We start from the raw sequence: 23139 nt of genomic DNA on the forward strand, positions 1-23139 counted from the left end.
AATTCTTTTACGACCTTCCTTTTAAAGACCTCACTGAAAGTTTGGGGAGGCAATGGATTTTTAGAATGTTTTCTTTCTGTTGACATAATTGCATCTATTATAGTCAACTTTTTTCAGGACGAGACATCAAAATAAAAAACCGCAACTCTTTTGAAAAAATTGCGGTTTCTAGGTATAAAAAATGGTTGGTTAATAGCGATATTTTTTTTTACAATGATATGTCTTTAATTCGAAACTAAAAAAAATCCCTGTAACAAAAAGAAGTTTTGATGTTAACTATTTAACATTACTGGCATTACCAACATTGTAACAGTTTCTCCTTCTTCTAAACCGTCTACTGGTGTTAAAATCCCTGCTCTGTTAGGTAATGACATTTCTAACATAATCATATCTGATTGTAAGTTAGTAAGCATTTCGATTAAGAAACGAGAATTGAAACCAATTTGTAAATCATCACCTTGATAATCACAAGTCAATCTTTCTTCTGCTTTGTTTGAGTAATCGATATCTTCTGCAGAAACATTTAATTCAGCTCCGGCGATTTTTAAACGAATTTGGTGTGTAGTTTTGTTAGAGAAAATGGCCACACGACGAACTGAACTTAAAAATAAAGAACGGTCAATCATTAATTTATTTGGGTTTTCTTTCGGAATTACCGCTTCGTAGTTAGGGTATTTTCCGTCGATTAAACGACACATTAGGATATAATTGTCAAATGAGAAAGTCGCATTCGAATCGTTGTATTCAATTTTTACTTCAGCATCAGAACTACCTAAAATACTTTTTAAAATATTTAAAGGTTTTTTTGGCATAATAAAATCAGCAACCTGAGATGCTTTTACATCTGCACGTGCATATTTTACCAATTTATGAGCATCTGTAGCAACAAAAGTTAAACCTTCTGGTGAAAACTGGAAGAATACTCCAGACATTACCGGACGTAAATCGTCGTTTCCGGCTGCGAAAATAGTTTTGCTTACAGCAGTCGCCAAAACATCAGCAGGAACTAAAGTTACAGACGGATCTTCAAGATTTACAGATTTAGGAAATTCTTCTCCGGCTGCATACGCTAATGCATATTTTCCAGAGTTAGAACTAATTTCAACTGTATTGTTGTCTTCAACTGTAAAAGTTAAAGGTTGTTCCGGAAATGTTTTTAAAATTTCAAGTAAAAGTTTAGCTGGCACAGCAACACTACCTTTGCTTGTAGAATCGATTGACAATGTAGCAGACATTGTGGTTTCAAGATCTGAAGCCGAAACTGTCAATGCATTATTGTCTAGTTCAAATAAAAAGTTATCTAAAATAGGAAGTGTATTGTTGCTGTTAATAACACTACCTAAAACTTGTAATTGTTTTAATAAGTACGAACTCGATACTATAAATTTCATCTCTTTTGTTTTATTTTTTTGGTGTATTCTTTAACATTCGGACGCTAAAGATACGGATTACAAATATATCGTAAACAATCTTAGTTTCGCAATTTTTTTATTAACATCTATTTGCTGTATTTTCTTTTTCTGACGAAGGTAAATACAACTCCAAAAACCAATAAAATTAGAATTGGAAGTCCGATAGTTATGAATTGTGTAACAGTGTAAGTTGCGTAAACTTTTTCTTTGTCAAGTAAAGGCAGTTCTACATCTTTACTTCTTATGTTAATAAGTCCTGTATCGTCCAGAAGATAATTAACACAGTTCATCATGAAGTCCTTATTATCATAAAGGTTTCCGGTTCTTTGATCATAGCCTAATTCAACCGGCATCATGTTTTTGTCTAACTGATTTCGGGCAATATCTCCATCAGAAACTACAATCATTTTGGTTGGTTTTCCTTTTTGCTGAAAAGTATTGTCTTTGAAAGGTAAAACACGATTTTCAAAAACGGAATTAAAACTACCTTCCAGTAAAACAGAAAGAATCATATTTCCTTTGTTTAAGTAATCCTGAGGAGCAGTTTGTTCTGTTACGATGTTTAGGTTTATTTCGGCCGGCGTTCCAATTTTCTTTGAATATTGAGAAGATTGCATTAAAACCGTCTTTTTGATTCCGTTTTTCAAAGTGTCAATCGGACTAACAAAATCGAATTTAATTCCGCCTAAATTTTTCACAATCGGATGCTGACTGGTTGGTGTAACAACCGGAGCAAATTTCCAGATGAAATCCTGATATTGAGTTGCACTTCCTTGTTCGCCAGTAGCCAGTTTTATTGGGCTTCCTTGTTCATCTTTTACTAAATCAGGATTGATTCTGAATCCGTATTTAAAAAACATATCATTTAAGTTCAAATCTCTCGGATACGCAAGAGTTGCACCCGCTTGATTGTATAAACTATCCATATCAGCAGCAACCTGATCTACTAACCATAAAGTTTTTCCGCCGTTGATGATAAACTGGTCTAAAACTTCTTTTTCTTCATCAGAAAAATTTTGAGTAGGTTTAGAGATAATAGCTAAATCATAGTTTTTCAGTGCTTTTAAAGTTCCGTTTGGATCTTTGGCAACAGAATCTAAGGTAAATGGGCCGATATAATAACTTTCTTTTATCTGTCTTAATAATTTACCAATATGAATTTCAGATAATTCACCGTTACCTTTAATAATGGCGATTTTTTTCTGTCTGTCTTTTGTGATTTTATTGATGGCATCAGCAATCGAATACTCTAAATGCTGAATAGATCCGGTTACTTTTTTAGTAGTCGAAGCACCCATTATGTTTTTCAATAAAGGAATATTAACTTCCTTATTGTTATAAACCGCCACTGCCCACGGAAAAACCATTGCCTGAGATTGTTTTCCTTTATCGTCAACTGTAATGTTTATTGGTGTTAACCCTTTTTGATAAAGCGATTTTACAATTTCCATGCTTTCGTCTTCGTTTTCCATTGGGTTTACGAATTCAAAAACGATATTACCATTATACGCCTGAAATTCTTCCAGTAATTGTTTGGTTTCCTGTTGCAAGCGTCTAAAATCTGCAGGAAGTTCGCCTTGCATGTAAATCTTTATCGACAACGGATTTTTAACTTGTTTTAAATTAGTTAAAGAGGTTTCGGATAAAGTATATCGCTTGTCTTTGGTTAAATCGAAACGGTGAAAAAATAAGCTTCCAAGTACATTTAAAACAATTAAAATAAAAATTGTAATGCCTAATGTTTTTAAATTTAATTTATTAGATACTTTCATTACGCTTTAAAAGATTTTAATTGATAAACAGTAATAGACAAGAACAATACAGTAATGCTTAGAAAATAAATAACATCACGAGTATCGATAACACCACGACTCATACTTTTAAAGTGATCCTGCATTCCAAAAGCAGAAATTATAGCAGATTGTCCTGGAAGTAAAGTTGCTATTGCTTCAAAACCATAATAAAATGCAAAGCATAAAAATACCGCAATTATAAAAGCTACGATTTGATTTTCAGAAAGAGTAGAAGTGAAAATTCCGATTGCAGAATAGGAAGCAATTAAGAATAATAATCCGAAGTAAGAGCCAATTGTGCTTCCCATATCGATATTTCCTTCGGGCAAACCTAAATTAGAAATTACTTTTACATAAATGAATGTTGGAATAATCGCCAAAATAATTAAAAGAAAAGAACCGAAGAATTTTCCGTTTACAATTTCCCAAACAGATAATGGTTTGGTTAAAAGTAATTCAAGTGTTCCTTGTTTTTTTTCGTCTGAAAAACTTCTCATCGTAACAGCCGGAATCAGGAAAATCAAGATCCACGGAGCCAATGTGAAAAACGGAGTTAAATCGGCATAACCCGTATTCAGAATGTTATAATCTCCTTCAAATACCCATAAAAAAAGGCCGTTGCTTATTAAGAATATGCCAATGACCAAATAGCCAATAGGAGAGCCAAAAAAGGATTTTATTTCTCGTAAAATGATTGATTTCATTTAGTTTTTGTTTTTTATTGTTTCAGGTTTCATGTTTCAAGTTGCTTTGCTTTGCGAACTTTGTGTTCTATTAAAACCTTATTATATATAATCTTTGCGTTCTTTGCTGTAAAATTTTAGGCTGTTCAATTAACTTGAAACCTGAAACTTTAAACTAAAGAAACAACTTTATCAACGCTCCAGGCTTCTGGTTTTGCATTGAATAGTTTCTTTGTAAAATCCCAAACGGTATTAAAAAGTTCAGATTGTCTGTAATTTTCTAAATCAGCTTCAGTTTCCCAATAGCTATAAGTAAAGAAAATACATTTGTCGTTTTTATCCTGATATAGTTCTAAAAAACGGTTTCCATCGGCATTTCGTATTTTCTCTTTAACCGATTCAAAATTCTCCAGAAAATCAGGAATTTTTTCTTCGTGAAAACTCATTTTTACTATTCTTACGAACATCTTTTTAATTTTAGATTTTAGATTGCTCATTTTTGATTGAAAAACGGCAATACGCGCGCAAAAGTACCAAAATAGATTGTTTTTTTATAAAAAAGAGAAATAATATTTACGCTCAATATTGTCCTTTCGACGAAGGAGAAATCTCCACAAGAAGCTCGATAAATAATCAGTAAAAATCCGTTTAATCAGTGTAATCCGTGATCCAGGAATATAAGATAGCTACGAAAACTTCACCGTAATCACATCACGATAATTCAATCCCAACAAACTATTAGCAGAACCAACTTTTGAAGGATTACTTCTAAAAATAGCAATTTCCAGGAAACCAGCTTCGTTAAAAATAGCCAGTTTTTCACCTTCATAAGTTTTAATCGGATATTTGTCTGAAGTAGCGATAGCAGAATAATTTGGAAGAATGGTTTTGATGCTTTTTGGTTTCATTACAATTTCGTACGGACGACCACGGGAAACTTCTAAGAATTGCTTTTTTGAAATATTGGTTACCACGTTTCCAAAATGATCAATGTAGATAACGTATCCTTTTAAAGAATTTCCGTCGGCAGCAACAACAGCCTGTAGTTCGGTCACTTCTTTAACAGCCGGAATTTCTTTTCCTATAACGTTAAGTAATCCGCCTTTCGCCAAATGCGAAGCAACCTGAATAAAAATATCCAAATCAGAATATTCAATAGGGAAACGGTCGTGTATATTGATAGCGACAATTTTTTGCGGAACAATTTTTTGTGTTAGCATACTCAAAATGCCATTATCGGCGCAAATAAAGAAATGATCGTTCCATTGCATGGCAATATGTTGATTTTCTTTATTACGTTCAATATCAACTCCAATTAGGTGAACGGTTCCTTTTGGAAAACTCAAATAAGCGGCTCCAATAACATAACTTGCTTCGGCAGTGTTAAATGGATCAATATCATGCGAAATGTCAATAATCTGAACCTTTGGATTTTCAGAAAGTATTTTACCCTTCAGCGAACCAACAAAGTGGTCTTTCAAGCCGTAATCAGTAGTAAGGGTAATTATTGACATCATTTTGTTTATAACTATTGGTAGTATTTAAACCTAATTTTCATTAAATTTGAGAAATGCAAATCTAGTAATAGTAAATACAAATTGAAAGAAAGAAATACAATTTGCGTTTAAAGATATGAACATACCCGACAACAATAGATTTACAAAACAAATTTAGTTTTAATTTAAATTTATCTCATTTGAACGAAAGAATTATAGAGCTTATAGACATCGCTCCAAAAGACTTTTGGGGCGCACAGGATTCTCATCTTGAAATAATAAAAAAGTACTACCCAAAGCTTAAAATCGTAGCGCGAGGGACCACTTTAAAAGCCTTTGGCGAGAAAGAAGTTTTAGATGAATTCGAAAAGAGATTTCAGAGGCTTATGCTTCATTTTACCAGATACAACAACATTGATGATAATGTAATTGAACGAGTAATAATGAGTGATGGTCAGGAAGAAAAAAAAGCTTATGATCACGACAAAATATTAGTTCACGGAGTTGGCGGTAAAATAATCAAGGCAATGACGCCCAACCAGCAGTTACTGGTAGATACCATCAAAAAAAATGATATGGTATTTGCAATAGGACCCGCTGGAACCGGAAAAACCTACACAGGTGTCGCAATGGCGGTAAAAGCGCTAAAAGACAAAGAAGTAAAAAGGATCATATTGACGCGCCCGGCGGTAGAAGCAGGGGAGAACCTTGGATTTTTACCCGGAGATATGAAAGAAAAATTAGATCCTTATATGCAGCCTCTTTATGATGCTTTGAGAGACATGTTGCCCAATGAAAAACTCGAAGACTACATTCTAAAAGGAATTATTCAGATTGCACCGCTTGCATTTATGCGCGGACGAACTCTTGATAATGCTTTTGTTATTCTGGATGAAGCACAGAATACAACCCACTCACAAATGAAGATGTTTTTGACCCGTATGGGAAAAAATGCCAAGTTTATGATTACGGGTGATCCTGGCCAGGTCGATTTACCACGAAGAACTATTTCTGGTCTGAAAGAAGCAATTTTGGTTCTGAAAGACATTGATGGCATAGGAATTATTTATCTTGATGATAAAGATATCGTACGCCACAGATTGGTGAAAAAGGTAATCGACGCTTACAAGCAAATAGAAAATCACGACTAATTTTAATTTTTTAGTGAAATGTTAAATGTAAATCGTGAAGAGTGTTTTAACATTTATTAATATTCGTTTTATATCTGTTCTTTTAAGAAAGATGTAAAACGAATATTTTTTTTTAAGATGAAAGATATTGATAATTTCTACGAAAATTCAGCACTGCCTTTTAGGGAAGTGTTATTGGCTTTGAGAAATATAATTCTCCGTCAGGATAAAGACATCACGCACGTTCTAAAATATGGAATGCCATTTTTCTGTTATAAAGGAAAAATGTTTTGCTATTTATGGATTCATAAAAAATACAAACAACCTTATATCGGAATTGTGGAAGGAAAACATTTTGACGAAACATTCTTAATTCAGGAAAATAGATCCAGAATGAAAATAATGTTGTTGGATACAGCAGAGGATTTACCTGTAAATCAAATTGAACTGATTATTCATAAAGCTATAAATTTATATAAATCAGGGATTATAAAAGTTTAATTTATATAAAATGTAATATTTGACGAAATAGTTAAATAAATAATAAACTTACCTTAATTCAGGCTGTAAAAGCTTTTAAACTTTGGTCTTCCGGCCGTAAAGTTGTAAATTTGCCAATCAAAAAATAGCGGATATTAACATGACAAAACTTAAAAATATAAAAGTTGTAGTAAGTGATTTAGACGGAACTTTACTCAACCCTCAGCATAAAATTTCAGATTATACTAAAACAATATTTAAAGAACTTCACAGTCAGGGCTATCTTATAGTTGTAGCTACAGGACGTCATCATCTTGATGCCATGGCAATTGTAGCAACGCTCGAAGTTCCGGTTTACTTAGTAAGTTCAAACGGAGCAAGAATTCATTCACCGGAAAGAGAAGAACTTTTTGCTTTCAACTTAGAAAGTGATATTGTAAAAGCCGCTTTAAATGTTGAAATCGACCCGGATATTACTGTAGTATTATTTAAGGAAAATGTTTGGCAAACCAATAGAATTAATGAAAAACTAAATGCTTTTCAGGCAGAATTAAAATACCGTCCGGAATTAGTTGATTATAAAACCTTGGAAGATTTTGGTGCCATTAAAATTTTCTTTTCATGCGAGGACCATGAAAAACTGGTTAAATTAAAAGAAGCCGTTTTAGCCAATTCTTCAGAACATTTGCATCATGCATTTAGTTTACCTACTTGTCTTGAATTTATGGATAAGTCTGTAGACAAAGCCGTTGCAATAGAAAAAGTATTGGAAAAAGAGGGTTTTACTTTAGCGGAAGCGATTTCATTTGGCGATGGTTTTAATGATGTTCAAATGTTATCGGCATCAGGAAAAGGATTAATTATGGGGAATGCTCCGGCTTTATTAAAAGAAACTTTACCAGATTTGGAAGTTATAAAAACAAATGCTGAAGACGGTGTAGCCAGATATATTGCATCTAAAATTCTGGATAAAGAATTTGCAACTATTTAATTTTAAATGTTTTGCATTTGATTTATTGCTAAATAATAAAATATACTTATTTTTATAAGAGCTAATTCTCAATGAATTAGCTCTTTTTTTTTAACCTTAATTAATTAGCGATGAAAAAAATTCTACTTCAAATTGAACGAAACTGTATTTCAGGAGCACTGGTTTTGCTGCCTCTTCTTGTATTTTTTATTTTAATAAAGAAAGTCTGGACTTTTTTTCAGAATTACGGGGAAAAATTTGCTCACTTTTTGCGTTTAGATCTGATTTTAGGAAAATATGCAACAGATATTGTCGGTGGTTTAATATTATTGGTTTTAATCTATTTTAGTGGATTTTTAATGCGTTTGGCTCTTCTGCGCAGATTTACGAATTGGGTAGATGATAAATTAATGATTTTCCTGCCGGGTTATGAAAAGAATAAGAAGGAAGCAGAAGAGAAACTGAATCACAGAAAAAAGAAACCAAGTACAGACTTACCAATTTTATTTAAAAACGGCAATTTTTGGCAGCCCGCACATTTAATTGAAGAAGATGAAAAAGGAAATGCAGTAATTTTTGTTCCAAATGCACCGGCAAAAGACAGCGGACATATTTTAATTGTTCAGTCAGCAGATATTAAAAAACTACCAGACACTACCCTCGGAAGCCTTGATAATTCAATAAATTCCTTTGGAAAAGGGATTTTGAGTTTTAAATAAGATTAACCGAAAAATTGAAGTAATTTTTTCTTTGTTTGCTCTGTCAAATAGTTTTAAATTTGCATTCATAAAAAACAACACAACTAAAGAATAATGAGTAACACCATCACAACTACAAATTTTAATTTCCCGAATCAGAAATCAGTTTACCGCGGAAAAGTTAGAGAAGTTTATAATATTAACGACGAACTTTTGGTAATGGTTGCAACCGACAGACTTTCGGCTTTTGATGTAGTTTTACCAAAAGGAATTCCGTACAAAGGACAAATCTTAAATCAGATTGCAACAAAATTTATGGAGTTAACTCAGGATATTGTGCCAAACTGGTTAATTGCTACTCCAGATCCAAACGTTGCTGTTGGACATTTATGCGATCCTTTTAAAGTTGAAATGGTTATTCGTGGTTATGTTTCAGGTCATGCTGCACGTGAATATGCTGCCGGAAGAAGACAAATCTGTGGCGTAACAATGGCAGAGGGCTTAAAAGAAAATGATAAATTCCCTGAACCAATTATTACTCCAACTACAAAGGCAGATAATGGTTCTCATGATGAAGATATTTCTCGTGAAGATATTTTATCTAAAGGAATTGTTTCAGAAGAAGATTATTTGGTTTTAGAAAAATATACAAGAGCTTTATTTCAAAGAGGAACTGAAATTGCTGCTTCTCGCGGATTAATTTTGGTGGATACAAAATATGAGTTCGGAAAAACTAAAGACGGAGTTATTGTTTTAATTGACGAAATTCATACACCGGATTCTTCTCGTTATTTTTATGCCGATGGATATCAGGAAAGACAAGATAAAGGAGAGGAGCAAAAACAATTATCAAAAGAGTTTGTGCGTCGTTGGTTGATCGAAAATGGTTTTCAAGGACAAGAAGGACAACAAATTCCGGATATGACTGATGCTTACATTGAATCTGTTTCTGAAAGATATATCGAATTATACGAGAATATACTTGGAGAAAAATTTGTAAAGGCTGATATTGACAATATTGACAAACGTATTGATAAAAACGTATTAGATTACCTTTCTTCAAAATAGTACTTTTCGGGTTTAAACTAATTATTTAAACCATGAAAATTATAACATCAAAAAATGCCCTATTGTTTCTATTTATGACAGTAGGGCATTTTCTTTTTGCTCAAATTGATAAGAAAGCGACAAAAGAAACCAAGACCTTATATAGTAATCTTAAATTAATTTCAAAAAATCATATTCTTTTTGGACATCAGCATGCAACAGAGTATGGGCATGGCTGGAAAGATGTAGCTAATAGATCTGATGTAAAATCAGTTGTAGGTTCACATCCCGCTGTTATAGGTGTCGATTTTAGTGATTTTTCGGGAAAGCCAAAAGAGGAGATTGAAAAAACGAAAGCACTTCTTAAAAAAAATGTTATTGATACTTATGAACGCGGTGGAATCACAACAGTTTCATGGCATTTTAATAATCCTGTTTCAAATAACGGATTTTACTGGAAAGATTCAGTTTCAGTTGCAGCGATGTCTCTAATAAAAATTGGAGGCTCTCATCATGATCAATACAAAGAAATTTTAAAAACAATTGCAGATTTTGCGCATTCAGTAAAAGCAAAAGACGGGACTTTGGCGCCAATGATTTTCAGGCCTTTTCATGAATTTGACGGTGATTGGTTCTGGTGGGGAAAAAAGTTTACATCGCGAGAAGATTTTATTGCAGTATGGCAATTTACGGTTTCTTATTTGCGAGATACTTTGGGCGTACATAATTTTATTTATGCTTTCTCGCCCGATATTCGATTTAATTCTCAAGAAGAATATTTAGAACGTTATCCCGGAGATAATTATGTCGATATGTTTGGGATGGATGATTATTCAGATTTTGGACGAGACGGAAAATATGATTTAGAAACAGGATTTAAAAGACTTAAGATTATTTCAGACCTCGCAATTCAGAGGAAAAAATTAGCAGCATTTACTGAAACAGGTTTAGAATCAATTCCGAATAAAACCTGGTGGACAGATGTCTTATTAAAAACATTAAAATCAGAGCAATTAGAATTGGCTTATGTTTTAGTATGGAGAAATGATGCTACAAGCGCAACACATTTTTACGCACCATTTCCCGGACAAGTTAGTACTCTGGATTTTATAAAGTTTTATGATGATCCTTTTACTTTGTTTGAAAATAATCTGGACAATATTTACAAAAAGACAATTAAGTTGAAATAAAACGAAAGCCACATATTATTGTGGCTTTTGTTTTATTTACTTTCCATTTTAGCTTTTAGATTGTCAAGCCCTTTTTGTAGATCATTCCCAATCATCTGATCCATTTTCATCATCGGAAGCATGATATTCATCGGGTAGGGGATTATGCCATTGATTGCCCACTTGACTTTGGTTTGGTTTCCTGAAACAGTTTCAGTTGACATAAAACCTTTTGCGGTATCTTCCATTGGTTTTTTAAAGCGCAAATCAAAATCAATTCTTTTGCCTTCCGTTATTTTTGTGATTTCCTGTTCGCCAACTCCCACTTCTTTTACTTCGCTTTCCCAGGCAGAAACAGATCCGACATTTCCATCGGGACCTTTGTAAGTGGTTTTCATTTTTGGATCGATGCTCGCCCAATAACTAAATTCATTTTGATTCTTTAAAGATCTTACATAATTAAAGACAGAATCAACCGGTTTATTGATCGTAACTTCACGTTGCACAGCATATTCTTTTGGCATAAAGTAAGCTCCAATTAAAACTGCTGATAAAAGAAAAATAAGGATGAGTAAAATAAATTTGACAATTCTCATAATTTGTGGTTTTTAAGGTTAGAATGATTACTTACTGTTATAAAAAGGCACGTTTTTAAAATTGATTTGAGATAAGGTATTAGAATTCAGAGTGGTAAAGTTATTGAAGTTATTATTCTAATTTACTTCCTTGAATATTTTTATAAGTTTTTTTTTAAATTTTTTGTTTTAAAGTGTAACATTTTGATTTTTTGAGCGTCTATTAAGAACAAAGAATTTACAATCAGGTTTAATTCTCATCCTTTTATTAATTGAATGTTAAGAATTAGTTAAAACATGGTACTTTGTTATACATAATACATCAAATAGGATTACATTTACATAGAAATTAAAAATCATCAATAATCAATCAATTTAACAATCAATCAACATGAAAAATTCAGTAATTATTTTAGGAGTAGCTTTAGTAGCTTTTGCCAATGTATCAATGGCAGCAAATCACGTATTAGAAGTTAAAGATCCAGTTGTTGTATCAACTTATGATGCAACACCATTGAATGTTGCCGTTCTTAAAGGTGATATCGAAGTAGTGAAAAAATTTATTGAGTACGGCGCTAATGTAAACGAAATGACCGATGATATGACGCCATTAATGACAGCGGCCCGTTACAATAAAGTAGAAATTATTAAAATTTTATTAGCAAAAGGTGCACACGCTTCTGATAAAAACGAAAAAGGTTTTACAGCATTAAAATATGCACAATTATCAAATGCAACAGAAGCAATTGCAATTTTGAAAGATTTAAAATAAACAGTTTAAATCTAGTTTGAGTTAGAGTTAGTATAAAAAACGACCTTCATTGAGCAGAAGGTCGTTTTTTTATTATATGGTATTTTGAAATTGAAATTTTTGGCCGTTCTAAAAACGAATGTCTTTTATTTGCTGATCCTGAACTTTTGAGAATACTATTAATGCCGTAATGGCTCCGATTGTAGCAAATAGCATATCAGACTGTGTATCCCAGACATATCCCTGAGTTCCTAAAAATGAATCTCCTCCTTCGCCCGTAGCCAGCGAAACAAACCATTCGATAAATTCGTATGCAGCACTAATAGCGAGACAAATACAAACAATGATAAAGTTGAAAAAGCTTTTATTATTGATTACTTCCTTGCGAATAAAAAGCTCTCTTACAATCATTGCCGGAACAAAACCCTGAGCAAAATGTCCAACTTTATCGTAATTATTTCTGCTTTGATGAAATATTTCTTTTATATAATCAAAAAATGGAACTTCAGCATAGGTATAATGACCTCCAATAAACAAAATAATACAATGTAGAAGTATTAAAGTATAAGTAAAATTGGTAAATCGGAATTTCTTAAAAGTAAAAGCTAAAATCAGAAAACCAATAATAGCCGGAATAATTTCAAGAAAACAAGTAAATCCTTCTTTTGGATTTATAATCGAGGCTATTAAAGATATACAAAAGAGGCTTATTAGAAAATAGATATATTTCATGTATATTTTTTGAGTTATAGAGCGAAAGATAAAAATTAAAATGATTTGAAATGAAAAAAGCACCATTAAAAATAATGATGCTTTTTCTTTAACCGAATTAATTTAACCTGCTTAATTTATTATTCAATAGGAACATTCTTTTTTCGGTAGAAAACCCAAAATATAATTGGGAAAATTAATAATGTCAAGATTGTTGCTGTAATTAAACCTCCAATAATTACAATTGCCAATGGTTTTTGAGACTCAGAACCAATTCCGGTTGAAATTGCAGCTGGCATTAAACCAATAGACGCCATTAAAGCAGTCATTACTACAGCTCTTGTTCGGGCTTTTACTCCTTTAAAAATCGATTCTTCGAGCGAAAGCTTGGCTTTTATATTATGATGGAATTCTGAAATTAGAATAACACCATTTTGAATACAGATTCCTAGCAGAGCAATAAAACCTACACCGGCAGAGATTCCGAAGTTCATTCCTGTAATATGCAATGCCATAATTCCTCCAATAATGGCGAAAGGTACATTGGCCAGAACAAGCAAAGAATCTTTAATATTTCCGAATAAAATAAAGAGCAGAACAAATATTCCTAATAAACTGATCGGAACAACCTGAGCAAGACGTGCACTTGCACGCACTTGGTTTTCAAATTCACCTGTCCATCCTGTTGTATAACCTGGTGGCATTTTTACTTCTTTTACTTTAGACTGTGCTTCAGCGATGGTACTTCCTAAATCACGATCACGAACAGAGAATTTTACACCAATGAAACGTTTTGTATTATCTCTGTAGATGAATGCAGGACCAGTAATAGTTTTCATGTCACAAATTTCTTTTAACGGAATTTTTGCACCACTACTAGTAGGAACTTTAAGTTCAGCTAAATCTTCTTCATCTTTACGGTATTCTTTTGAAAAACGAACTCTTACATCAAATTTCTTTTCATCTTCGTATTTTTCAGTTGCTGTTTTTCCTCCAAACGCTAATTCCAAAACAGCCTGAGCATCACTTAAAGTTACGCCGTAAGCAGCCATTTTTTCTCTGTCCAGAATTACGCTAATCTCGGGTTGACCAACATTTCGTAGAATCCCAACATCTTTTATTCCCGGAATATTTTTGATTTTTGCTAAAACTTCATTAGAAAGTTCGTCAAGTTTATCTAAATCATCCCCATAAATTTTTACTGCATTTGAGGCTTTAAATCCTGCTACCGATTCAGCAACGTTATCAATTACGGGTTGAGAATAGTTATAGGTAATTCCTTGGTGAACTTTTAGTTTTTCATCCATTTCATTAATCAGATCATCCATAGAAATTTTTCTTTTCCATTCTGATTTCGGTTTTAAATCAACCTGAAGCTGAATAAACCCAAAACCATTCGGATCTGTTCCGTCATTGCTTCGTCCGGTTTGCGACAGCACATTTTTAACTTCAGGAAAAGTTTCAAGATCTTTTCTAATCATGGCAGCTGTTTTTACACTTTCGGGAAGCGAAGTACTCATTGGTAATTCGGCAGTGACCCATAAAGCGCCTTCATTTAACTGTGGTAAAAACTCTGTTCCTAAGAATGATGCAGAGAAAAATACTGCAACAATAATTCCCACAGAAGCGGTCAGGGTTTTAACTTTATGTTTAAACGTCCAGGCAAAGCCTTTTGCTACGATTCGATCCCAGAAATTTACGAAAGGATTGTGTTTTTCTTTTACATTTTTATTCAATAGAATATGAGACAAAACAGGCACTAAAGTTAAGGTGAAAAGCAAAGCTCCCATCAAAGCAAAACCTAGTGTAAAGGCAAGGGGAGAGAACATTTTTCCTTCAACTTTCTGAAATGAAAATATTGGCAATAGTGCTGTAATAATTATCAATTTTGAAAAGAAGATGGCTTTACCCATTTCAGTTCCGGTTTTCTTGATAATACTTCCTTTAGCAATTTTATTATAAGCCGTCATTCCTAATTGATGCGCCCTATGGTCAAGTACCACAAACAAACCTTCGACCATCACTACGGCACCATCAATAATAATTCCGAAATCGACTGCACCTAAACTTAGCAAGTTGGCGCTCATTCCCATTAATTTTAAGCATAAGAATGCAAATAATAATGAAAGCGGAATAACAATAGAAACTGTAAAAGTAGTTCGCCAATCGGCCATGAAAAGAAATACAACGCAGGTAACCAGAATAATTCCTTCAAATAAATTGTGCATTACGGTTTCTGTCGTGAAATTCATCAAATTATCACGATCATAGAAAGTTTCAATTTTTATATCTTTCGGAAGTACATTGTCATTTAAATCTTTGATTTTATCTTTAATCAAGGCCAAAGTTTCCTGAGCATTTTCACCTTTACGCATTACGACAATTCCTTCAACAGCATCATCATTTTTACCAATTCCGGTTTGTCCAACACGTGGCATCGAACTTTCATAAACCGATGCAACGTTTTTAACTAAAATTGGATTTCCGCCCGCATCATCAACGATTATATTTTCAATATCCGGGATAGATTTTAAAAGACCAACACCACGAACAACAAAAGCCTGACCGTTTTTTTCAATAATATCTCCACCGACATTTAAGTTTCCGCCATTAACGGCATTGTAAACCTGTAAAGGTGTAATGTTATATTTAGCCAGTTTTATAGGATCAACACCAACTTCATACGTTTTAGTCTGACCTCCAAAAACATTTAAATCGGCAACACCTGGAACTGCGCGCAGTTGTTTATCGATTACCCAGTTTTGATAAGTCAGTAATTCTCTACTGTCTCTGCTGTCACTTTTTACAATATATCTGAAAATTTCTCCAGTTGGCCCGTAAGGAGGCTGTACGTCTGGTTCTACATCATCAGGCAGAGAAACATTTTTTAATAAATTATTGACTTGCAGACGTGCAAAGGTATCATCGACACCATCATCAAAAATAATTTTGATTACAGATAATCCAAACATGGTAATACTACGAACACTGGTCTTTTTTTGTACCGAGTTCATCGAGATTTCGATCGGAGACGTTACAAAGCGTTCTACTTCCTCAGCACTTTTACCATTCCATTGTGTAATGATGATGATTTGTGTATTGGTTACATCAGGAAAAGCATCAATAGGCATATTTTTAAAGGAAATAAATCCTGCAACAGCCAGTATTCCAACCCAAAAAAAGGTGAATGCTTTATTCTTAAGAGAAAAAGCAATAATATTTCGAATGAATTTGTTCATGTCTTAATCGTTTAAAGCGCGATAAATAAATAACTGATTGTTGGTAATCACTTTTTCGTTCTCTTTTAAACCGCTTGATATATAAGTAGTTTTTCCAACAACTCTGAAAACTTCAACCTGTCTTGTTTCGATATTGTGACGATCTTTAAATATCATTACAAAGTTTTTACTTTTGTCAAAAACAATCGCGTCACTTGGAATTGCAATCATTGAATTATCTTCATTTATAGATAATTTGATATTGGCATTCATGTCCGGTTTTAATAAATAACCGGGATTTTGCAATTTAATTCTTGCTTGCATTGCTTTGGTTTCCGGGTCAATTACGTTAAAGATTTTATCTACTTTTCCTTTAAAGACTTTATCAGGATAACTTAATGTAGTTACATCGGCATCAATGCCAAGTTTTACTTTGTTGATATCAATCTCATTAATATTAGCCATTGCCCAAACTTCACTTATTTCAGCAATATCAAATATATTTTCCGAACGGTCAGATCGCAAAAGCATATCCTGATTAATGCTTTTTTGAATGATAAAACCACTAATAGGCGCTGTTACTTCATAAATAGAACCCGCTTTAATATTATAGATTTTATAAGTTTCCTGAATTTTGCTTAATTGAGATTGTGCTTTTGCAACTTCGGCTTTTGCTTGCAAGACATCACTTTCAGAATTTAATTTTCCATCAAATAATTCCTGAGCCACTTTCAAATTGTTTTTGGCTACCAGTAAATCACTTTTGGCATCAAGAGATTGTTTCTCAAAATCTGCAATATCAGTACTTTTTATAGTGGCAAGAACTTGTCCCTTTTTTACATAATCACCAAGTTCAACATTTACTTTAATTACATTTCCGCCAACAAGCGGGTAAACATCAATCATTTTATTATTATCGGCAGTGATTTTTCCGTAAAAACTTAATTCGTTTTTTACTCTTTCTGTTTGTGCAGGAGCTGTCGTTGTAGTTTTTAGCATATTATCACTCAACGCAAAAGAGGTATTTGTTTCAGGATTTTCTACTTCCTTTTTGCAGCTGGTAATGGAAAGACTTACAAGTGCAATTCCTATAATTAGTGTATGTTTCATCATCGTTTAGTTTTAAAATAAGTCTTTGTTGATTGTGCTATTTAGTTCTTCACCAGAGAGAGCCAGTTTTTTCTTTAATTCATTTACCAGAATAGTTGCCTGATTGTAGCTCTCCATAAAATCGGTAAATTCTAATAAACTGACATTTCGCTTCTGAAAATTGGTTAACATTCCATTATAAACAGCTTCAAAATCAGCATTGACAGTAGGTTTAATTACAGAATAATTTTTGCGGGATTCATCCCATTTATTCCATGCCGAAGTAATTTCAGTTTGCAATTGCAGATCAAAGTTTTGCTTTTCGATTTTTGATTGTTCTAATATGGTCTGTGCATATTTAATGTTTCCTTTATTTTTATTCCAAAGAGGTAATGGAATCCCTAATGTTAAATTGGCTTCTTTGTTAAAAGCACCACTTCGTTGATCGTAATTTGCGCCCAAAGTAAGGTCAGGAACAGAAAGCGATTTTTGATATTTAACATTAAGTGTGTTCGAATCGATTTCTTTTTGCTTCGCTAAATAATCCGGACGGTTAGCCACAGCCTGATCTTCCAGGGATTTTAAATCAAAATCCATAGTTTTTAGGTATTTATTGAATTCTTCTTTTGAAACTTCCGGAACTATATTCTCTGCTGAATTAAGCAGTAATTTTAAAGTAGCCTGCTCTTCGATATTATCATTCACCACTTCCATTCTTTCATTTTTAAAATTGAGATAAAGTGATTGCAAACGAACAACATCCTTTAATGGAATGTTTCCTTTTTGCGCCTGAATAGAGTAGGAGTTGATAAGATCTTCAACATGGGCAATTTGCTGATCTGTTGTTTCCAGACTTTTTGTGTTGTAATAAACGGTATAGAAACTTTTGCGTAATTGAAGTTTTAACGTTCGCAGAAGATCATTAAATTGTAATTCAGCCAATTGTTCATTGGTTTGAGCTAATTTTACCTCATTGCGTTTTTTGCCTCCTAAATAAATAAGCTGTTCAATGCCAAATGCCTTTTGTCCATCTTTTCCAATATCAAAAAATTGATCTCGCTCAGGATTGTAAGCATTTAATTCTGCAGTAAGCATTGGGTTATCCCAAATTCGGGATTGAATCGTTAAGGCTTTTGAAGCATCAATATTATATTGAGAGGCTAACAAAAAAAGATTCTTTTTAAGAAACTGACTCTCGCAATCTTGTAGTGTTATTGCTTTTTGAGCCATTACTGCCTGATTGAGTAATAGAAGCAGAAATAATGCATACAGTTTTTTCATTGTATCAATTTTAAGTTGTACAAATATGCTATCCGTAGACTTTAAGAAGCCTTAAAATCTACCTTAAAAATACCTTAAAAATTTTTATTAATGAAAAAAGAGTTGAAATAAATTTATGTTTCTTTCTGGAACACTGTAAGTTATAGTGCAATTATGAAGTGTGAGTATGCGTTGTACAATGCGTAAACCTAACCCGAAGCCAGATGTTCCTTTAGCATTTTTGCCACGCATAAAAGGCTGAAAAAGATTTTTCTGTTCTGTGTCACTCAAAGTATTTCCAGTGTTTGAAATGGAGATAAGAAGATGATCATTTTCTGTGCTTATCTGTACTTTAGCCTGTTTGTTATCAGAGTAAACGCAGGCATTCTTTAAAACATTGCTAAGTGCAATTTCCAGAAGGTTTTTATTGCCTTTGATTTCTAAAGCTGAATCGAGATTGTCATTTTCTTCCATTTCAAAAAGAATGACAAAATCAGGAAAGCTTTTGTTTAGACTTTCGATAGCTGAAAACAGAATTTCATCCATTCTCTGAACTTCACTATTTTCATGATTATTAGTGTCAATCTTTGAAAGAGTTAATAATGAAGTAATCAATTCCGTAAGCTGATTTACATCAGACAAAATTGTTTTTAAGAAAGTTTTCCCCTTTTCTGAGGTTGAGGGATCAGTAATTACATTTTCTATTTGTGAAGTAATTCGGGATAAGGGTGTTCTTAATTCGTGTGAGGCGTTGGCAGTAAACTCTTTTTGTTTTTGATACGAAATTTCGATTCTGTCCATCATAAAATTGAACTCATTTGCAATCAGGTCAATTTCATTTTTGTTGCTTTTTGATTGTATACGGGTATCAAGGTTGTTTTCGTTTATGTTTTTTATTTTCTGATGAAAAACACTCAACGGGCTCATCGCTTTTTTTACCATAAATGAAGTTAAAACCCAGCAAATACAAGTGAAGAATATATATGATACAACCAACGTGTACCTTAAAAAAAGCAGTTTACGTTTGCCATAATCATCTGTTGCCGAAATTAAAGCATAAAAATCCCGGTCTTTTGTGTCGTAAAAAACACCATAAACCTCATGATCTCCTTGTTGTTTAAAAAAGGTTTTATGCTTTTTTAGGTATTTTAAATCATTTACAGACCAGTTTATTTTGGTATCGTCAATACTGCTGTAAATAAGTTTAAAGTGAGAATCAAATACTAAGGTTTTTTCATCATAGAGTTTATTGATAGAATTTTGGTCGATTATTTTTAAAAGCTGATCATCGACCTCTTTTACATTTACAAGAAGTTTAATATTCGAAAGTGCCTTAATTTCTAATCGATCACGAAATTCTTCTTTTCTAAAATTGGAGTACAAAACAAATATCACCGTCGAAGCCAATCCAAAAAGGATGGTGAACAATAAACTTACTAAAAGTGATATCCTGTTTTTTAATGTCATTCCTGATTGCTTAAATAATATCCGTAGCCAACTTTGGTTCGAATTAGTTTTGTTTCATGCTCTTTGTCAATTTTTTTTCGCAGAAAATTAATATAAACCTCGATTGTGTTTTGGTTCGTTTCGATATGGTAATCCCAAAGTTTTTCGGCAATAAACTGTTTAGATAAAACTTTTCCTTTAGCGTGAGCCAGAATCATAATTAGTTTAAACTCTTTAGGAGTAAGTTTAATTTCTTCGCCAGAACGGGTTACTTTCATTTCTTCTTCGAGAATTTCTAAATCTTCAATGACTATTTTTTTCTCGATTTGCTGCGGAATTTCTTTACGTCGGAGTAGAGATAAAATTCGGGCATGCAATTCCTCAAAATGAAAAGGCTTTACTAAATAGTCATCAGCACCATTGTCAAAAGAAGCCAATTTATCTTCAATGTCACTAAAAGCAGTGAGCATTATAATAGGGGTTTTGGTGTCAATTTCGCGAATGCCTTTACAAACATCAATACCATTTGTACCGGGAACATTAATATCAAGAATGATTAAATCATATTCATAAGGAAAGTATTTTTTTAATAATAATGCCCCGTCATAATAAGGAATACACTCAAATTCTTTTGAAGTAAAGAATATAGAAATCTCCTTAGACAAAGTAAAATCATCCTCGAGTAATAATATTTTCATGTGGTATTTATTTATAAATTAGGCTGTTTACCAAAACAGCCTAATTTATGGGTTTTATTTTTTACTTAAAATAAGAGAACGTTTCGTTGTTCTCAATTTTTAATAATGTTTCATAAATAAGCTGAATTACATTTTCAACATCTTCTTTATGAACCATTTCAACAGTGGTATGCATATAACGCAGAGGTAAAGAAATTAAAGCCGATGCAACACCGCCGTTGCTGTAGGCAAAAGCATCAGTATCAGTTCCTGTCGCACTTGAAGTAGCATTACGTTGAAACGGAATTTTATTTTCTTCTGCAGTATCAACAATTAAATCGCGTAATCTGTTTTGTACCGCTGGTGAATAAGCAATTACAGGGCCTTTTCCCATTTTTAAATCACCTTCAATTTTCTTGTCAATCATTGGTGTATTAGTATCGTGACACACATCCGTAATAATTGCAACATTAGGTTTTATCGTGTGAGCAATCATTTCAGCTCCACGCAGACCAATTTCCTCCTGAACAGAGTTTACAATATACAAACCAAACGGAAGCTTCTTTTTGTTTTCATGAAGTAATCTTGCAACTTCAGCGATCATAAAACCACCCATTCTGTTATCGATAGCTCTGCAGACAAATTTATTTTCGTTAAGAATCATAAATTCATCAGGATAAGTAATTACACACCCTACATGTACACCCATTGCTTCAACTTGTTCCTTGGTTTCACAACCTAAATCAATGAATATATTGCTTAGTTTTGGCGTTTCTTCTTTGTCACGTAAACGAGTATGAATCGCTGGCCATCCAAAGACGCCTTTTACAATCCCTTTTTTAGTATGAATATCAACCCTTTTTGACGGTGCAATCTGATGATCAGAACCACCATTTCTTATTACATATAATAAACCATCATCAGTAATATAATTTACATACCACGAAATTTCATCAGCATGTCCTTCAATTACCACTTTAAAAGGAGCATCAGGATTAATAACTCCCACAGCTGTACCATATGTATCTGTAATAAAAGTATCCACATAAGGTTTTAAATAATTCATCCAAAGTTTTTGTCCTTCACTTTCATATCCGGTAGGTGAGGCGTTATTAAGGTAGCTTTCCAGGAAAGCGATAGAGGTATCTTTTAAGATAGAATCTGAACTCATAAAAATATTTTTTTGCTAATTTATAAATTTGGTATTAGAGTTGTATATAAATATATAATTTTACATTTAAATTATGACTCAATGAGATTCACCTACATTCTTTTATTTTTTATAGCATTATCATTTTCAAGTCAGGCACAGGTCACTCCAAAGGATAATACACCAATGGGATATACCCTGACCGAAAGAGATTCGATTCTTGGCGACACGATCGAATTGCCTGAAATCATTATCACCAAAGAAAAACTGGACCCTGAAGCACAAAAACAGTTTTTGATTCTACAAAACAGAGTGTACAAAGTTTATCCTTATGCAAAACTGGCAGCAGATCGTTTGACAGCCTTAAATAAAGGAATGGCCCGTTTAAAAACGAACCGTGAAAAGAAAAAATATTTTAAGATCGTAGAAGACTACCTTAATAACGAATTCGAAGAACGATTAAAAAAGCTCTCAAGAAAGCAAGGCCAGATTTTAGTAAAGCTGGTGCATCGCCAAACGGGAATCACCACCTATGAATTAATACGAACCCTGAAAAGCGGTTTCAAAGCTTTTGTGTCCAATACGACAGCCAATTTATTTGATATAAGTTTAAAGACAGAATACAAGCCTTATGAAGTAAACGAGGATTATCTAATCGAAACAATTCTTCAGCGGGCATTTGAGTCCGGTCGCCTGGTAAATCAAAAAGCTGCAAACCCTGTTAATTACGATGATTTAATGAATCAGTGGGAAGAGAAAGCTAAGACCGCAGACAAAAAGTAGATTCCACACATAATATAATAATAGTAAAAACACATTTTCCAACCCGACAGGTTTTCAAAACCTGTCGGGTTTGTTGTTTGTATACATATATAATATATAAGTATCGTTTTGTCTGGCTGAGCGAAGCCGAAGTCTTTATGGATTTAAAGATCTATAATAATATTGATAATAATAAGGAGCTTTCTCCCGCTATCCGCTGCAATCTTTTGCTTTTTAAAGAAAAAAACAAAAAGGATTTTCGCTTCTATCGGGGCTAGGGTAGTTGTTTTCAGAAGAAAGAAAAAGGAAAACTTAGCGACTTAGCGTCTTTGCGAGATTAAAACGAGAGAAGAGAAGAACCGAAAACACTAAAAAAAGCGAAGCAAAGCGAGAAAAAGCATAAAACACCACCGCAAAAACGGGTAAAAAATATCAAAACCACACCTAAAACAAGAAAAATCGTACACAGAATCAAAAAAAGGCGATCTGTAAAGCATGTGTTATCAGAGTATTAAGAAAAAGGGCAAAAAAACATTAAAAAAAGGGGATTAAAAAGCTTGCTCAACTGGAATTGTTGTGTACTTTTGCACCCGCAACAACGCAGACGTTCACAGAAATACTG

At 33.1% G+C, this 23139-nt stretch carries 21 protein-coding genes; 8 read left to right on the forward strand and 13 right to left on the reverse strand.

The window, feature by feature from the left end:
- Positions 1-272: 272 nt before the first annotated feature.
- From dnaN to KHA98_RS22410, 5 genes are all read right to left on the reverse strand, one after another.
- Positions 273-1391: a DNA polymerase III subunit beta gene (gene dnaN, locus KHA98_RS22390; protein ID WP_213260223.1), complete on the reverse strand. Its 1119-nt coding sequence runs from the start codon at positions 1389-1391 to the stop codon at positions 273-275.
- 107 nt (positions 1392-1498) lie between these two features.
- A complete protein-coding gene (gene gldG / locus KHA98_RS22395) occupies positions 1499-3184 on the reverse strand; it encodes a gliding motility-associated ABC transporter substrate-binding protein GldG (RefSeq protein ID WP_213260224.1) in 1686 nt (561 codons plus the stop codon).
- Positions 3184-3909: a gliding motility-associated ABC transporter permease subunit GldF gene (gene gldF / locus KHA98_RS22400; protein ID WP_213260225.1), complete on the reverse strand. Its 726-nt coding sequence runs from the start codon at positions 3907-3909 to the stop codon at positions 3184-3186. Before gldF ends, gldG begins: the two co-directional genes overlap by 1 nt.
- A 149-nt stretch (positions 3910-4058) precedes the next feature.
- Complete coding sequence (locus tag KHA98_RS22405; protein WP_213260226.1) at positions 4059-4355, reverse strand: putative quinol monooxygenase; 297 nt, start codon at positions 4353-4355, stop codon at positions 4059-4061.
- Positions 4356-4574: 219 nt separating this feature from the next.
- Positions 4575-5402: an SAM hydrolase/SAM-dependent halogenase family protein gene (locus KHA98_RS22410; protein WP_213260242.1), complete on the reverse strand. Its 828-nt coding sequence runs from the start codon at positions 5400-5402 to the stop codon at positions 4575-4577.
- Positions 5403-5584: 182 nt separating this feature from the next.
- Here KHA98_RS22410 and KHA98_RS22415 point away from each other — a divergent pair, with 182 nt between their 5' ends.
- From KHA98_RS22415 to KHA98_RS22440, 6 genes are all read left to right on the forward strand, one after another.
- On the forward strand, positions 5585-6535 hold the full coding sequence (locus KHA98_RS22415; protein ID WP_155104453.1) for a PhoH family protein: 951 nt from the start codon (positions 5585-5587) through the stop codon (positions 6533-6535).
- A gap of 117 nt (positions 6536-6652) precedes the next feature.
- Positions 6653-7015, forward strand: coding sequence for a DUF1801 domain-containing protein (locus KHA98_RS22420; protein ID WP_213260227.1), 363 nt, complete (start codon positions 6653-6655; stop codon positions 7013-7015).
- A 139-nt stretch (positions 7016-7154) separates the two neighbouring features.
- Positions 7155-7985: a Cof-type HAD-IIB family hydrolase gene (locus tag KHA98_RS22425; RefSeq protein ID WP_213260228.1), complete on the forward strand. Its 831-nt coding sequence runs from the start codon at positions 7155-7157 to the stop codon at positions 7983-7985.
- Positions 7986-8095: 110 nt separating this feature from the next.
- Entirely contained in the window at positions 8096-8683 is a 588-nt protein-coding gene (locus KHA98_RS22430) for a hypothetical protein (RefSeq protein ID WP_213260229.1), read from the forward strand.
- A gap of 93 nt (positions 8684-8776) precedes the next feature.
- Positions 8777-9730, forward strand: coding sequence for a phosphoribosylaminoimidazolesuccinocarboxamide synthase (locus KHA98_RS22435; protein WP_213260230.1), 954 nt, complete (start codon positions 8777-8779; stop codon positions 9728-9730).
- A 32-nt stretch (positions 9731-9762) separates the two neighbouring features.
- Complete coding sequence (locus KHA98_RS22440) at positions 9763-10899, forward strand: glycoside hydrolase family 26 protein (protein WP_213260231.1); 1137 nt, start codon at positions 9763-9765, stop codon at positions 10897-10899.
- A gap of 32 nt (positions 10900-10931) precedes the next feature.
- On the opposite strand, the gene KHA98_RS22445 is transcribed toward KHA98_RS22440, so the two are convergent.
- Complete coding sequence (locus KHA98_RS22445; RefSeq protein ID WP_213260232.1) at positions 10932-11474, reverse strand: SRPBCC family protein; 543 nt, start codon at positions 11472-11474, stop codon at positions 10932-10934.
- 370 nt (positions 11475-11844) lie between these two features.
- Here KHA98_RS22445 and KHA98_RS22450 point away from each other — a divergent pair, with 370 nt between their 5' ends.
- The gene (locus tag KHA98_RS22450; protein ID WP_213260233.1) at positions 11845-12225 is read left to right on the forward strand and encodes an ankyrin repeat domain-containing protein; all 381 of its coding nucleotides are present in this window, start codon (positions 11845-11847) and stop codon (positions 12223-12225) included.
- Positions 12226-12333: 108 nt separating this feature from the next.
- On the opposite strand, the gene KHA98_RS22455 is transcribed toward KHA98_RS22450, so the two are convergent.
- The 7 genes from KHA98_RS22455 to KHA98_RS22485 form a co-directional block, all read right to left on the reverse strand.
- The gene (locus KHA98_RS22455; protein WP_213260234.1) at positions 12334-12936 is read right to left on the reverse strand and encodes a DUF2238 domain-containing protein; all 603 of its coding nucleotides are present in this window, start codon (positions 12934-12936) and stop codon (positions 12334-12336) included.
- Positions 12937-13055: 119 nt separating this feature from the next.
- A complete protein-coding gene (locus KHA98_RS22460; protein ID WP_213260235.1) occupies positions 13056-16154 on the reverse strand; it encodes an efflux RND transporter permease subunit in 3099 nt (1032 codons plus the stop codon).
- Positions 16155-16157: 3 nt separating this feature from the next.
- The gene (locus KHA98_RS22465; RefSeq protein WP_213260236.1) at positions 16158-17243 is read right to left on the reverse strand and encodes an efflux RND transporter periplasmic adaptor subunit; all 1086 of its coding nucleotides are present in this window, start codon (positions 17241-17243) and stop codon (positions 16158-16160) included.
- Positions 17244-17255: 12 nt separating this feature from the next.
- Positions 17256-18503, reverse strand: a complete 1248-nt coding sequence (locus tag KHA98_RS22470) for a TolC family protein (RefSeq protein WP_213260237.1) — start codon at positions 18501-18503, stop codon at positions 17256-17258.
- Between the two features lie 87 nt (positions 18504-18590).
- Entirely contained in the window at positions 18591-19949 is a 1359-nt protein-coding gene (locus KHA98_RS22475) for a sensor histidine kinase (protein ID WP_213260238.1), read from the reverse strand.
- Positions 19946-20626 carry a response regulator transcription factor gene (locus KHA98_RS22480; RefSeq protein WP_213260239.1) on the reverse strand — a complete coding sequence of 227 codons (681 nt, stop codon included), beginning with the start codon at positions 20624-20626 and terminating at the stop codon, positions 19946-19948. The genes KHA98_RS22475 and KHA98_RS22480 overlap by 4 nt, the downstream gene beginning before the upstream one ends.
- A gap of 61 nt (positions 20627-20687) precedes the next feature.
- A complete protein-coding gene (locus KHA98_RS22485) occupies positions 20688-21776 on the reverse strand; it encodes a M42 family metallopeptidase (protein WP_213260240.1) in 1089 nt (362 codons plus the stop codon).
- Positions 21777-21857: 81 nt separating this feature from the next.
- Between KHA98_RS22485 and KHA98_RS22490 the strand changes: the two genes are divergently transcribed.
- Positions 21858-22538 (forward strand): DUF4294 domain-containing protein, encoded by a 681-nt coding sequence (locus tag KHA98_RS22490; protein ID WP_213260241.1) that lies wholly within the window; start codon positions 21858-21860, stop codon positions 22536-22538.
- The last annotated feature ends 601 nt before the right edge of the window (positions 22539-23139 follow it).

This window comes from Flavobacterium branchiicola (genome assembly GCF_018383905.1).
GTDB classification, from domain to species: Bacteria; Bacteroidota; Bacteroidia; order Flavobacteriales; family Flavobacteriaceae; genus Flavobacterium; species Flavobacterium branchiicola.

Bases quoted from the DNA above. Each gene is read 5' to 3' on its own strand.
- KHA98_RS22435 (WP_213260230.1), top strand. From the start codon at position 8,777: ATGAGTAACACCATCACAACTACAAATTTTAATTTCCCGAATCAGAAA.
- KHA98_RS22440 (WP_213260231.1), top strand. From the start codon at position 9,763: ATGAAAATTATAACATCAAAAAATGCCCTATTGTTTCTATTTATGACA.
- KHA98_RS22425 (WP_213260228.1), top strand. From the start codon at position 7,155: ATGACAAAACTTAAAAATATAAAAGTTGTAGTAAGTGATTTAGACGGA.
- KHA98_RS22410 (WP_213260242.1), bottom strand. From the start codon at position 5,402: ATGTCAATAATTACCCTTACTACTGATTACGGCTTGAAAGACCACTTT.
- KHA98_RS22445 (WP_213260232.1), bottom strand. From the start codon at position 11,474: ATGAGAATTGTCAAATTTATTTTACTCATCCTTATTTTTCTTTTATCA.
- gldF (WP_213260225.1), bottom strand. From the start codon at position 3,909: ATGAAATCAATCATTTTACGAGAAATAAAATCCTTTTTTGGCTCTCCT.
- KHA98_RS22450 (WP_213260233.1), top strand. From the start codon at position 11,845: ATGAAAAATTCAGTAATTATTTTAGGAGTAGCTTTAGTAGCTTTTGCC.
- KHA98_RS22430 (WP_213260229.1), top strand. From the start codon at position 8,096: ATGAAAAAAATTCTACTTCAAATTGAACGAAACTGTATTTCAGGAGCA.
- KHA98_RS22405 (WP_213260226.1), bottom strand. From the start codon at position 4,355: ATGTTCGTAAGAATAGTAAAAATGAGTTTTCACGAAGAAAAAATTCCT.
- KHA98_RS22460 (WP_213260235.1), bottom strand. From the start codon at position 16,154: ATGAACAAATTCATTCGAAATATTATTGCTTTTTCTCTTAAGAATAAA.
- KHA98_RS22475 (WP_213260238.1), bottom strand. From the start codon at position 19,949: ATGACATTAAAAAACAGGATATCACTTTTAGTAAGTTTATTGTTCACC.
- KHA98_RS22480 (WP_213260239.1), bottom strand. From the start codon at position 20,626: ATGAAAATATTATTACTCGAGGATGATTTTACTTTGTCTAAGGAGATT.
- KHA98_RS22455 (WP_213260234.1), bottom strand. From the start codon at position 12,936: ATGAAATATATCTATTTTCTAATAAGCCTCTTTTGTATATCTTTAATA.
- KHA98_RS22470 (WP_213260237.1), bottom strand. From the start codon at position 18,503: ATGAAAAAACTGTATGCATTATTTCTGCTTCTATTACTCAATCAGGCA.
- KHA98_RS22485 (WP_213260240.1), bottom strand. From the start codon at position 21,776: ATGAGTTCAGATTCTATCTTAAAAGATACCTCTATCGCTTTCCTGGAA.
- dnaN (WP_213260223.1), bottom strand. From the start codon at position 1,391: ATGAAATTTATAGTATCGAGTTCGTACTTATTAAAACAATTACAAGTT.
- KHA98_RS22465 (WP_213260236.1), bottom strand. From the start codon at position 17,243: ATGAAACATACACTAATTATAGGAATTGCACTTGTAAGTCTTTCCATT.
- gldG (WP_213260224.1), bottom strand. From the start codon at position 3,184: ATGAAAGTATCTAATAAATTAAATTTAAAAACATTAGGCATTACAATT.
- KHA98_RS22420 (WP_213260227.1), top strand. From the start codon at position 6,653: ATGAAAGATATTGATAATTTCTACGAAAATTCAGCACTGCCTTTTAGG.
- KHA98_RS22490 (WP_213260241.1), top strand. From the start codon at position 21,858: ATGAGATTCACCTACATTCTTTTATTTTTTATAGCATTATCATTTTCA.